Below are 12,836 nucleotides of genomic sequence, written 5' to 3' on the forward strand. Positions count from 1 at the left end.
ATGCAGGACTATCGCGTAAAACAGGCCGAGATCTATACCGACTTCAGTGGGCTGAATGCCCTGAAGACCCAGGCGAGATCGGATAAACAGGCAGCCCTTGAGCAGGTGGCGCGCCAGTTTGAAAGTCTGTTCCTGGCGGAAATGCTGAAATCCATGCGTAAGGCCGGGGAGGCCTTTGCCGAGGGTAATTACCTCAACAGCAACGAGTCAGAGTTCTACCGGGACATGTTCGACAGCCAGGTCAGTTTGAGCATGTCTGGCGGCAGTGGAACAGGTCTCGCGGAGGCGCTGGTCAGGCAGCTGAGCCGCGATGTACCCGGCATGGCCAGTAATGGCGAGCGGCTGGCGGGGCACAAGGCCACCCTGGCGGACTATGACCGCAGTGTGCCCGCGATATCCCGCAACTTGCCGGAGCAGCTGAAGGCCATCGATGAAATGACTCAGGCGGCCGAACAGAAGCAGCCCGAGCAAACCGCGACGGCGGCAGAGTTACCATTGACCTTTGAATCGCCGGAGCACTTCGTGGCCGAGTTGATGCCATTTGCCGAGCGCATCGGTAAAGAAAGCGGCATCGACCCCAGGTTGATGGTGGCCCAGGCGGCACTGGAAACCGGCTGGGGGCGCCACATGATCAAAGGGGATGGCGACCAGCCCAGTTTCAACCTGTTCGGTATCAAGGCCGATACCCGCTGGGGTGGTGACGCCGTGACCATTACCACCACCGAGTTTCGTGGGGGAGTACCCATGAAGGAGCGCGCCGATTTCCGGGCCTACCCGGATTACGAGGCGAGCTTCAGGGATTACGTGGATTTCCTTAACAGCAACCCCCGGTACCGGGATGTGCTGTCGTCAGCCGATCAGCCTGAAGTCTTTGCAGACAAACTTCAGGAAGCCGGCTATGCAACTGATCCGGAGTATGGTTCCAAGATTCGCCGGATTATGAACAGGGATTCTCTGATGACGCTGTCCATGAACAGCGACGTGCCGAGGGAGTAAAGCATCATGGCAGGGTTGATCGGAATCGGTTTGACCGGGGTGCTCAGTCATCAGACAGCGCTGAACACCACCGCCAATAACATCACCAATGCAAACACTCCGGGTTACAGTCGGCAGGAAGTGCAATTCGATACCCAGGAAGGGCGGCGTACTGGTGCCGGTACCATTGGCAGCGGGGTGTCCATTTCAAACATTCGCCGGCTGGCGGATGAGTACCTGACCCAGCAGTTGCGGGAAGACAGCACGCTGTACGGGGAGCAGAACGCCCTGAACGCTGAGCTGACCCGGCTGGATAACCTTTTGGGGGGCGAAAGCACGGGGTTAAATAACGCCCTGAACAATTTCTTCGCGGCCCTGCAGAATGCGGCGGAAGACCCGGCCTCACTGCCTCAACGCCAGCTGGTGCTTAGTGAGGCCCAGCAGGTGGTTAACCGCTTCCAGGCGCTCAACCAGGAATTTATCCAGCAACGGGAATCGGTTAAAACCCAGATGCAGCAGGGCGTGAAAGATGCCAATTCCCTGCTCAAGAGCATCGCCGATCTGAACCTGGCTATTTCTGAGTCTCCGGGCCTGGCCCAGGGCAAGATGCCCCTGGAGCTGATGGACAAGCGGGATCAGAAGCTCAAGGAGTTGTCGGAACTGGTGGGCATTCGGGTTACCCAGACAGAGGGTAGCCAGGTGAATGTGTCACTGGCTAATGGCTTGTCGCTGGTAACCGGCGCCAATGCCTCCGAGTTTGCCACCCGGACCAGTGCAGAAGACCCCACCCGCCTGGAGTTCACCCTGACCACCAGTGGCCGCACCCTGCAGGTGGATGAGCAGATCAATGGCGGCAAACTCGGCGGCCTGCGCCGGTTTGACCAGGAGGCCCTGAAACCCGCGTTCGATGAGTTGGGGCGGTTGGCCGTTGCAATTTCAGCGTCCATCAACCATCAGCATGAAATCGGGATGGATCTCGAGGGTGATCTGGGCGGTAACTTCTTTACGGATGTTAACGACATCGGGCTTCAGCGCAGTAGGGTCGTGCCCAACGCTAACAATGCAGATCCCAAAAATGGCCAGCTGGCGGTTGAGATTACCGATAGCAGCCTGTTACCAGCGGGCACCTGGACATTGCAGTTCAGTGGCGACGGCCGCAACTTCGAGCTGATTGATTCCGCCACTGGCAAAACCGTCAACCAGGGCCGACTGCCAGACCCGGTACAGTCCGAGATTTCCATGCCCGGTTTTAATATCCGGGTGGAAGGCGGGCAGTTCAATGCGGGCGACAAGTACCTGATCCAGCCGAGTCGAAATGCCGCTGAGAATATTAAGCTGAACGTTCTGCGGGAAGAAGATCTGGCGTTCGCCAGCCCGATCCGGGCTAGCGCGGATGACGCCAACCTCGGGACAGCCAAGATCAATCAGGGCAACATGCTGAACGTTCGCAACCCGAACACCAATGCCCTGTTGCCGGGGTTTGAAACCCGGGGCGAGCTGGCGAACGGGCCATTGGAGATACGATTCAGCAATGATGGCACCGACGTTACCTACACCATATTCGATGGTAATGGTGACCCGTTGAATCCTGCGAACCTGGCCTATGATCCGCAGCGGATCAACACCATTTTCAGTAACGACCCGACCGCTGGCGACCTCTACCAGGGTTACCAGTTTGAAATGACCGGCGAGCCGGCGGACGGTGATGTGTTCACCATTGGCTATAACAGCAACGGCATCTCCGACAACCGAAATGCCGAGCTGCTGGCTGCCCTGGGTACCGCCAATACGTTGAACGGTGGCCGGCAAAGCTTCACCGAGGGTTATGCGGGCCTGGTTGAGGATATCGGCGTCAAAACACGCCAGAGCCAGTTGGATAAAGAAGCTGGTAAAACGTTGCTTGAGCAATCCAATAACCAGCGTGAATCGATCTCCGGTGTGAACCTGGATGAAGAAGCCGGCAAGCTGATTCAGTATCAGGCGGCCTATAACGCATCGGCTCAGGTTATGTCTGTAGCGCAGGATCTGTTCAACACATTGTTGCAGAGCTTCCGGTAAGGCGAGGTAAACGAAAATGATCCGGATTTCATCTCAGCAGATTTTCTCTGGCGGCATCAGCCGGATGCAGGATGTGAACAGCAATCTGGTGAAAACCCAGGAGCAGATTTCAACGGGCAAAAAGGTTAACCGGCCGTCCGATGACCCGGTGGCCGCCGCGCGCATCCTGAAGCTCAACCAGGAGGTCAAGCGCATTGAGACCTACGAGCGCAACGCCAACCTCGCCGATAACCGCATCAAGCAGGAGGAGAGTACCCTGTCCAGTGCGGTGGATATCATCCAGCGGGTGCGGGAACTGACCGTTCAGGCGGGTAGCGGCTCGTTATCTGCCAACGATCGCCAATCCATTTCAGCAGAGCTGAAGGAGCGGCTGGGCCAGCTGGCAAACATAGCCAACACGCGGGATGCCTCCGGTGAATACATTTTCAGCGGCTTTCAGGGCAGTACACCGGCGTTTGCCAAGGACGACTTTGGTGCCTGGCAATATCAGGGTGATGAGGGCCAGCGGGTACTCGAAATAGATGATGGCGTGACAGTTCCGATCAGCGACCATGGCAAGGGTATTTTTGTGAACGTGCCAGCGGCGGTTACTGTTACTGGTTCGGATGACGGCACGGGCACCGGTGTTGCTGCCCAGGGTTATGTGTCCGGGTTGGAGCTGATTGCACCGAAAGACCTGAAAGACGCGTTCAGCCCGGCGGTTCCCGATGACCTGACGGTGAGGGTGATTGATGTTGGTGGCGGCAATCTGAATATCGAAGTGGAGGATCCGCGTACAGGCACGATTTTGACGACACAACCCTCGCCGGCGGTGCCTGGTGAGGAGTTTGTGGTCGCTGGTCTGCGTATGACCGTTAACGATGCCGCCGATGGTGACGAATTTACACTGGGTATCAGCGACAAGCAGTCCATCTTCGGCACCATCGAGAAACTGATCGCTGGTCTGGACAGCATCGACAAGGCGACACCAAAATCCAGCGCCGAGTACGATGCGCTCATTGCGGAATCGTTGACTAACCTGGACAACGGCCAGGAGTCCATCATTCTCAAGCAAACTGAACTGGGTGGCCGGTTGAATGCCATCGAATCCACTTCGTCATTTCTGGAGGATTCGGGGCTGTACACCAAGGAAATACGTTCACAGTTGCAAGACGTGGATTATGCCGAGGCCATCAGTAACCTGAGCTTCCAGAGCTTTGTGTTACAGGCCGCCCAGCAGTCGTTTGCGCAGATCTCCAGGCTCTCTTTGTTTGATCGTCTGTAATTGGCTGAGGCGGTAGGAGATTTTTACTCCCCGCCCGGTTGCTTTCAGATTCAGGCTCAGTATAATCCTCCCACTCTCCGATGGCGGCGTGGTGAAATTGGTAGACACGACGGATTCAAAATCCGTTGGGGTAAAACCCGTGGCGGTTCGAGTCCGCCCGCCGCTACCACTTATTGGCCGCAACCTGCGGCATCGTGAATAGCCGGCCCATGAACGTCTCCGATTTTCATTTTGACCTGCCGGACGAGCTCATCGCCCGTTACCCGCTCAAGCAACGCAGTGCGTCCCGACTGCTGGCACTTGAAGGCCTTACCGGCCAGACCCAACACCTGAACTTCACCGATCTCCCGGGCCTGTTGCAGCCTGGCGATCTTCTGGTATTCAACAACACCCGTGTTATTCCGGCCCGCTTGTTTGGCCAGAAGGAATCCGGTGGCCGTGTTGAAATTCTGGTGGAGCGCCTGTTGGGTGAGTTTGAATTGCTGGCCCACGCCCGTGCCTCAAAGGCTGTTAAAGAAGGCCAGAAGGTCCTCCTGGAAGATGGCTCTGCTCTGGGCATGGTGGGCCGGGAAGACGCACTTTTCCGATTTGTATACGAGGGCCTTGAGCCGGTCCTTGATGTGCTGGAACGTATCGGGCACATGCCGTTGCCGCCGTACATGGAGCGGGATGATGACCAGTCTGACCGGGAGCGATATCAAACCGTCTATGCCAAAGAAGCAGGCGCTGTGGCGGCGCCAACGGCAGGGCTGCATTTCGACGACGAGATACTTGAGGTCCTCAAGAGCAACGGCATTGAGTTTGCGTATGTAACCCTGCATGTAGGTGCGGGAACCTTCCAGCCGGTGCGGGTCGACAAAATTGAAGACCACCTGATGCACAGCGAAGTGGCCCATGTGCCCCAGGAAACCGTGGATGCGGTTGAGCGCACCCGGGCCCGGGGTGGCCGGGTGGTTGCGGTTGGCACCACTTCCGTGCGTTCGCTCGAATCCGCCAGTCGGGCAGGGCAGCTGAATACGTTCCGGGGGGAAACCGATATCTTTATCTACCCGGGCTATCGTTTCCAGACCGTTGACGCCATGATCACCAATTTCCATCTGCCGGAATCCACACTGATCATGCTGGTCAGTGCCTTTGCCGGCTACCGTAATATCATGTCTGCCTATCAGGAAGCCGTTGAACAGCGGTACCGTTTTTTCAGTTACGGTGACGCCATGTTCCTGACCGCCCAGGAGCCAAGCCGGGGCATGCTGGCCGGGGCAAACCAGACCGAATCCCGTGGAGAATCCTTGTGAGCAATTCCTGTTTTATGTCGTTCGAGAAGCTGGGCGAAGACGGCAGGGCCCGCCGGGGCCGGCTGACCTTCCCCCGTGGAACGGTTGAAACGCCTGCGTTTATGCCGGTCGGTACTTACGGCACGGTTAAAGGGATGTTGCCAAGAGATATCGAGGCAATCGGCGCGGAAATTATCCTGGGCAACACCTTCCACTTGATGCTGCGCCCGGGCACGGAAGTGGTCAAGGCCCACGGCGACTTGCACGATTTCACCCAGTGGCAGGGGCCAATACTGACCGATTCCGGCGGCTTTCAGGTGTTCAGCCTGGGCGAGATGCGCAAGATTACCGAGCAGGGCGTGACCTTCCGCTCCCCAGTAGACGGCTCAAAGGTGGAGTTGTCGCCGGAAATTGCCATTCAGGTGCAACGTGACCTCGGTTCCGACATTGTCATGATATTTGATGAATGCACGCCGTATCCTGCTACCGAGAAACAGGCAAAAGAATCCATGGAGCTGTCCCTTCGTTGGGCGGAACGCAGCAAAAAGGCCCATGAGGGCAATCCGGCGGCGTTGTTTGGCATTGTCCAGGGTGGCATGTTCGAGCCCTTGCGGGACCGATCCCTGCAGGGGCTGACCGATATCGGGTTTGATGGCTACGCCATTGGCGGTCTGTCGGTGGGCGAGCCGAAAGAAGACATGATTCGCATTCTGGACCATTTGCCTTCGAAAATGCCGGAAGACAAACCTCGTTACCTGATGGGGGTTGGACGTCCGGAAGACATTGTTGAGGCAGTTCGCCGGGGGGTAGACATGTTTGACTGTGTTATGCCCACCCGTAACGCCCGGAATGGCTACCTGTTCACCTCGACCGGCATTGTCAAGATTCGTAATGCGAAGAATCGTCACGATACCGGCCCGCTGGATGAACGTTGTGACTGTTATACCTGTCAGAATTTCTCAAAGAGCTATCTGCATCATCTGGATAAGTGTGGTGAAATGCTGGGCGCGCAGCTCAATACCATCCACAATCTGCGCTTCTATCAGAACCTGATGAGTGGATTGCGTGGGGCCATTGAAGCAGGTACATTGTCCGACTTTATAAGCGAATTCTATGCCTTACGTGGCGAATCTGTGCCGCCGCTGGGTGAATCCTGAGCAATTTTTACCTCAATATCAGTCAATAAACGGAGAACCTGAATGAAATCAATCAAACTGCTCATCGTTGGTCTGCTGTCTCTGATGCCTGCACTTGCCATGGCGCAGGATGCCGGTGCCCAGGGCATGAGCGTGATGGGTCAGATCATCTTCTTCGCCGGCTTTATCCTGATTTTCTACTTCCTGATCTGGCGCCCGCAGTCCAAGCGTGCCAAAGAGCATAAAGCGCTGATGTCCGGCCTGAACAAGGGCGACGAAGTGGTGACTTCCGGTGGCGTTGCCGGCCGCATCACCAAGGTGTCTGACGACTTCATCGTGCTGGAAGTGTCTGATAACGTCGAGATCAAGATTCAGAAAGTGGCGGTGGCTGCGGCGCTGCCCAAGGGCACACTGAAAGATATCTGAGCCAGTTGTGCGCAGGGCGGCCTATGGTCGCCCGTTTTGTGTTGACTTGCTGAAACACCAAGGCCGGCGCCATAGCTGGCTCGAAGGATTCTCATGCTGAACAAGTATCCTCTCTGGAAGAACCTGATCATAGTGTTCGCACTGGTCATCGGGTTCATTTACGCGTTACCGAATTTCTTTCCCGATGATTTCGCCATACAGGTTACCGGCGCCCGGGGCAGCACCGAGGTAGACCAGCGTGTGCTGGACCGTGCCCTCGGCGCCCTTGAAAGCCGCGGGATCGAAGTCAAGGAAAGTTCTCTTGAAGACCGCAATGCCCTGATTCGCCTGAACAGTTCCGACGCGCAGTTGCGGGCTCGCCCGGCAGTGCAGGCCGCCCTTGGTAACGATTACCTGGTGGCTCTGAACATGGCTCCCTCAACTCCTGGTTGGCTGCGTAGCCTCGGTGCAGGCCCGATGAAGCTCGGCCTTGACCTGCGAGGTGGTGTTCACTTCCTGCTGGAAGTAGACATGGACACGGCTGTCAGCCAGCGTCTGGAGGCGTTTTCCGGGCAGATCAAAAGAGAGCTTCGGGATGAGCGTATTCGCTATCGGGGTGGAGATGTTGAAGGCAACCGGGAGATTGTTCTTAGCTTCCGGGATTCTGAGTCTCGCAGTGCAGCCTTTGATCTGATTCGTCGGCAGTACAATGAGTTTCTGCTCAATGAAAGCACCCGGGAAGGCGAATTCCTGTTGGCACTGACCCTCTCTGAAGCTGAAGTGAGGAATATCCAGGAATATGCCCTGGAACAGAACCTGACCACCATCCGTAATCGTGTCAACGAACTCGGCGTGGCGGAGCCTCTGGTTCAGCGCCAGGGCGCAGATCGTATTATCGTTGAGCTGCCAGGTGTGCAGGATACCGCCCAGGCCAAGCGGGTTCTCGGCGCAACAGCCAATCTGGAATTCCGGATGGAAGCCCGCCAGGATACCCCGGGAGCAGAAACCGAGCAGTTCGGTTTCCGTGACAACCCCCAGCGAACAGCTCGCCTCGAGCGGGACGTGATTGCCACCGGTAATAATGTGGCTAATGCCCAGCAGGCCTTCGATGAGAATGGTCAGCCGCAGGTTAACATCACCATGGATTCGGTTGGCGGCGACCTGATGAACCGCGCTACCCGCAATAATGTGGGGCGCCGCATGGCGGTGCTGTTTATCGAGTTCCGCACCGAGACTGAAGCGCAGGAAGTAGACGGTGAGATTCGGGAAGTCGAAAAGCGGATTGTGGAAAAGGGGCTGATCAGCCTGGCAACCGTCCAGTCAGCGCTGGGTAGCAGTTTCCGCATTACTGGTCTGGATTCGATACCGGAAGCTGCAGAGCTGGCGCTGCTGTTGCGGGCAGGTGCACTGGCGGCACCCATGTACTTTGTTCAGGAGCGGACCATTGGGCCAAGCCTCGGACAGAAGAACATCGACGCTGGTGTAACCTCTGTTGCCTTTGGTTTCGCCTTGGTACTCATCTACATGTTGGTGTTCTATCGTGGCTTCGGGGTAGTGGCGAATATCACGCTGACCCTGAACCTGATGTTGCTGCTGGCCTGTATGTCCATTCTGTCTGCCACGCTTACCTTGCCGGGTATTGCCGGTATCGTTCTGACAGTGGGTATGGCGGTTGACGCCAACGTTCTAATCTTTGAGCGAATAAAGGAAGAGCTTAAAGCTGGTGTGCCGCCGCAGAGTGCGATTAACTCGGGGTACAGCCGGGCCTTTGTGTCTATCTTTGATGCCAACATAACCACTCTGTTGGTCGCTGTGATCCTGTTTGCCATGGGTTCCGGCCCGGTCAAAGGGTTCGCGGTAACACTGAGCATCGGCATCCTGACCTCGATGTTCTGTGCCCTGGTGGTCAGTCGCGCCATTGTGAACGTTGTCTACGGCGGCCGCAGGGTCGAGAAATTGTCGATCGGGGGGAAGCTGGCTAATGGCTGATACACAGAAACAACCATTTGATTTCATGGGGTTGCGGAAGATTGCTTCCGTGCTTTCGATCACACTGGTGGTGATTTCCCTGGCTTTGTTGGGTGTTCGCGGCCTGAACTTTGGCATGGACTTCACCGGCGGTACCTCAGTAGAGCTGGAGTACGCCGAGGCGCCGAGCCTTGACGCTATCCGGGACCAACTGGCAGAAGCGGGCTATGAGCAGTTCGTCGTTCAGAACTTCGGCGCGGATACCACCATCCTGATCCGCATGGCGGAAGCTGAGAACGATCAGTTAGCCCGTGAGGTGGCTGGCATGCTGGCTGCCTCCGGCGCCGAGCTCGAGTTGGTGGGGTCCGAGTTCGTCGGTTCTCAGGTTGGCGATGAGCTCAAAGAAGACAGTGGTCTCGGGCTGTTGATTGCCTTGGCGGTGGTGCTGATCTACGTGGGCATGCGCTTCCAGTTCAAGTTCGGTATCGCGTCTGTGATACCGCTGGCTCACGACGTCATTATTGTGCTGGGCGTGTTTGCGCTGTTCCAGTGGACGTTTGACCTGACCGTGCTGGCAGCGTTGCTGGCGGTAATCGGTTACTCGCTGAACGATACCATCGTTGTGGCGGACCGTATCCGGGAGAACTTCCGGAAAATGCGGGTAGGCGAGCCCTGGGATATCATCAACGAGTCCATTCACCAGACCATCACCCGTACCATCAATACTTCTGGTACAACCTTGGTGGTGTTGCTGGCGTTGTATTTCTTCGGTGGTGAGGCCATCAACAACTTCGCCCTTGCGCTCATTATTGGCGTGGTTGTGGGTACCTACTCCTCCATCTATGTCTCTGCCAATATGCTGATGGTGATGGGTGTTACCCGCGAAGACCTGATGGTACCGGCGAAGGAAGGCACCGGTGAAGAAGCCGAAGAAGAGCAGCCGCCCGAGTGGCTTAACCGGATGTGATCCGGTGGGGGAGGCCCGGGCCTCCCGCTTTCCGAGGCATGAAAAAACCGCCAGTCCCGTGAGGGAGTGGCGGTTTTTTTGTACCGGGAAGTCTACCTGGGCAGACGGCCGCGGAACGGGTGCAATACCTTGAGCACTTCGCGGAACAGCTTTGGATTGGCCACAACCAGCTGTTTGGCATTGCCAGCAGACGGGTTGCCGGAGAAATCGCCAGTCAGTGCGCCGGATTCCATGGCCAGGGTGACACCCAGGTCCAGGTCTGAGGCTTCCGGCCGGAAGATTACAGCGGCGTCCAGAAGGCCTGCAGAAACGCGGGCAATATCCAGAACAACGCAGCCGGAGGTGCGGAACATGGCGCTCTCACGCGCCAGCACTGCGGCCATTTCGCCCCAGATCATCGGGTCGTCGCCTTTGCGAGCCTGATCCAGCAGGTTGGTGGCAAATGCCGCCTTGCCGGGTAATTTGATTTCAGACGTGCGCACACGGCGGCTGTTGAGGGCTGCCCCATGGCCGCGGCTGGCAGAATATTCTTCACCTGTGATCGGATTGACCAGCAACAGGTTTTCTGTCCGGTTGTTCTTTTTCTGGCTCAGTGCCAGGGCAAATTCCGGAATACCACGAATGAAGTTTTCGCGGCCAAGCACGGGGAAGATGTGCCAGCTGCGCTCGCTGCCAGCGGCGTCGGCCTCGCCCATCGGTGCGATGGTGTGATCCCGATATGCCTTTTCCAGTTGCTCGGTGAAGTTGTCATAAATGGATTTCTCAACCCGTTCGAGCTGGCGGTAGCGCTCGGCCTCGTCCTTGCCGTTGGGTTCCTGTCGCTCGAAATGTGCTTTCAGGTAATCTGATCCCTGGCGGGCAACGCGCAGGGCCATTTTAATTGCTGGTTGCATCTGAGTGTTCATTATCCGGGTGTGTGAAGGCCCGGTATGATAGCAAAAACAACCCGCGCTTGTACGTTTTTTGGCTCAGCAAATGCACGGATACCATGGGTTTCGGCAACTCCGGAGAGCAGGGCGGCCCGGGTTTCTGCTATCATTCCCTTCCAATATTTAACGTCTGTTAATTCATAGGCCCGAAAACCATGCACAAGCCCGCATTGCCACAGGAAGGTTCTGACACGTTCAATGATCAGGTCAGGATCGTCCTGGTTGAAACTTCGCATTCCGGCAATATTGGTGCGGTCGCAAGGGCGATGAAAAACATGGGGCTGGGCAACTTATGGCTGGTTAACCCGGCTTCGTTCCCGGATGAGGCCTCTTACGCGCGTTCTGCCGGTGCCTCAGATGTTCTGGACAGGGCCCAGGTGGTTGCCACGCTTGACGACGCGCTGGCGGATTGTGTGCTGGTGATGGGTACCAGTGCCCGCGGCCGGAAGGTGCCCTGGCCGGTGATTGCTCCGCCCCAGGCGGCAGCGACGGCGGGCGAATATAGCCGGCAGGGTCGGGTTGCGCTGGTGTTCGGGCGTGAAAACCACGGTTTGTCCAATGATGAGCTTCAGCGTTGCCACTACCACATTCATATTCCGTCGAATCCGGACTACAGTTCATTGAATCTGGCCATGGCGGTGCAGGTGGTTTGCTACGAATTGCGCATGCATTACCTGCGCAGCCTTGAAGAAGGTGAGGCGAGTCCCAATCTTGAGGCCATGGTTGGACCGGGCGACCGTGGCTGGGATGTGCCGCCGGCAGAAGTGCAGGAGGTGGAAGGCTTCTTCGGGCATCTGGAACAGGTGTTGGTGGATGTGGATTTCCATCGTCGTAACAACCCCAGGCAACTGATGACCCGCCTGCGACGCCTGTTTCAGCGCGCACGTCTTGACCAGATGGAAATCAATATCCTTAGGGGCATTCTGACATCCGTACAAAAGGCTGCCGGAACCCTGCCGGGGAGCGACAAGCAGAAAAATACTGCGGATGAGGGGCAGGAAAAAGGCCATGTTTGAGCGTTTAAGGGAAGATGTCAAAAGCGTATTTCACCGGGATCCGGCGGCGCGGAACACCTTCGAGGTGCTTACCAATTATCCGGGCCTCCATGCATTGCTGTTTCACAGGTTTTCCCATTGGCTCTGGAATCTTGGGCTGAAGTGGCTGGCGCGGACCATCTCCACGTTGGCGCGCTGGTTCACCGGTATTGAGATTCATCCGGGTGCGACCATCGGTCGGCGGTTTTTTATCGACCACGGCATGGGCGTGGTGATCGGGGAAACCACGGTTATCGGCGATGACGTCACCCTCTATCAGGGCGTTACCCTGGGCGGAACCAGCTGGAACAAAGGCAAACGCCACCCGACTATCGGTGATGGCGTGGTTGTCGGTGCAGGTGCAAAGATTCTTGGGCCGTTCGAAGTGGGCCCTGGTGCGAAGATTGGTTCCAATTCCGTGGTTACCAAAGCCGTCCCCGCCGGCGCTACAGTGGTGGGTATTCCGGGCCGGGTGATTGTGAAGCGCCACTCCGACGATGACGTGCGGCGCAAGGAGATGGAAGAGCGCATGGGCTTTGACGCCTATGGTGTGACGGAAGAGATGCCAGACCCGGTTGCCCGGGCCATGCGTTCGCTCCTCGACCACATGCATGCGGTGGATGATCGAATTGAAACCATGTGCAAAGCACTCCGTAAGGTGAACAGTGAATATCAGAACGGAGAGCTGCCGCCGTTGCATGAAGAAGACTTTGACTGTGTGCGCGACGAGGCGGACAACGAGGGCAGGGGTTGAATACTTGACTGTTTTGGTGGGTCAATTCATACTCAGCCCTGCGAATCGAGATTCAATCCCATCACTGGGGCT

Annotated in this window: 11 protein-coding genes and 1 tRNA gene; 11 read left to right on the forward strand and 1 reads right to left on the reverse strand. The window is 57.0% G+C overall.

Annotation, left to right across the window (positions count from 1 at the left end):
• From flgJ to secF, 9 genes are all read left to right on the forward strand, one after another.
• Entirely contained in the window at window positions 1-996 is a 996-nt protein-coding gene (gene flgJ / locus ACZ5Q2_RS12535) for a flagellar assembly peptidoglycan hydrolase FlgJ (protein ID WP_286921214.1), read from the forward strand.
• A 6-nt stretch (window positions 997-1,002) separates the two neighbouring features.
• The gene (gene flgK, locus ACZ5Q2_RS12540; protein WP_432210045.1) at window positions 1,003-3,033 is read left to right on the forward strand and encodes a flagellar hook-associated protein FlgK; all 2,031 of its coding nucleotides are present in this window, start codon (window positions 1,003-1,005) and stop codon (window positions 3,031-3,033) included.
• 16 nt (window positions 3,034-3,049) lie between these two features.
• The gene (gene flgL, locus ACZ5Q2_RS12545; protein ID WP_432210044.1) at window positions 3,050-4,297 is read left to right on the forward strand and encodes a flagellar hook-associated protein FlgL; all 1,248 of its coding nucleotides are present in this window, start codon (window positions 3,050-3,052) and stop codon (window positions 4,295-4,297) included.
• A gap of 82 nt (window positions 4,298-4,379) precedes the next feature.
• Window positions 4,380-4,466: transfer RNA gene (locus ACZ5Q2_RS12550), tRNA-Leu, on the forward strand.
• Window positions 4,467-4,506: 40 nt separating this feature from the next.
• On the forward strand, window positions 4,507-5,592 hold the full coding sequence (queA, locus tag ACZ5Q2_RS12555) for a tRNA preQ1(34) S-adenosylmethionine ribosyltransferase-isomerase QueA (RefSeq protein WP_230714210.1): 1,086 nt from the start codon (window positions 4,507-4,509) through the stop codon (window positions 5,590-5,592).
• Between the two features lie 14 nt (window positions 5,593-5,606).
• Window positions 5,607-6,728 (forward strand): tRNA guanosine(34) transglycosylase Tgt, encoded by a 1,122-nt coding sequence (gene tgt, locus ACZ5Q2_RS12560; protein ID WP_432210710.1) that lies wholly within the window; start codon window positions 5,607-5,609, stop codon window positions 6,726-6,728.
• A gap of 42 nt (window positions 6,729-6,770) precedes the next feature.
• Window positions 6,771-7,133, forward strand: coding sequence for a preprotein translocase subunit YajC (gene yajC / locus ACZ5Q2_RS12565; protein ID WP_058091100.1), 363 nt, complete (start codon window positions 6,771-6,773; stop codon window positions 7,131-7,133).
• Between the two features lie 93 nt (window positions 7,134-7,226).
• Window positions 7,227-9,101: a protein translocase subunit SecD gene (gene secD / locus ACZ5Q2_RS12570; protein WP_061332147.1), complete on the forward strand. Its 1,875-nt coding sequence runs from the start codon at window positions 7,227-7,229 to the stop codon at window positions 9,099-9,101.
• Entirely contained in the window at window positions 9,094-10,047 is a 954-nt protein-coding gene (secF, locus tag ACZ5Q2_RS12575; protein ID WP_058091098.1) for a protein translocase subunit SecF, read from the forward strand. Before secD ends, secF begins: the two co-directional genes overlap by 8 nt.
• A gap of 92 nt (window positions 10,048-10,139) precedes the next feature.
• Here the strand turns inward: secF and ACZ5Q2_RS12580 are convergent, their stop codons facing one another.
• Entirely contained in the window at window positions 10,140-10,940 is an 801-nt protein-coding gene (locus ACZ5Q2_RS12580; protein WP_058091097.1) for an inositol monophosphatase family protein, read from the reverse strand.
• A 191-nt stretch (window positions 10,941-11,131) separates the two neighbouring features.
• Here ACZ5Q2_RS12580 and trmJ point away from each other — a divergent pair, with 191 nt between their 5' ends.
• Together trmJ and cysE are read left to right on the forward strand one after the other, a co-directional pair.
• Complete coding sequence (gene trmJ, locus ACZ5Q2_RS12585) at window positions 11,132-11,992, forward strand: tRNA (cytosine(32)/uridine(32)-2'-O)-methyltransferase TrmJ (RefSeq protein ID WP_058091096.1); 861 nt, start codon at window positions 11,132-11,134, stop codon at window positions 11,990-11,992.
• Complete coding sequence (gene cysE / locus ACZ5Q2_RS12590; RefSeq protein ID WP_058091095.1) at window positions 11,985-12,764, forward strand: serine O-acetyltransferase; 780 nt, start codon at window positions 11,985-11,987, stop codon at window positions 12,762-12,764. The genes trmJ and cysE overlap by 8 nt, the downstream gene beginning before the upstream one ends.
• Window positions 12,765-12,836: the final 72 nt, after the last annotated feature.

The sequence above is a fragment of the Marinobacter alkaliphilus genome (assembly GCF_055394375.1).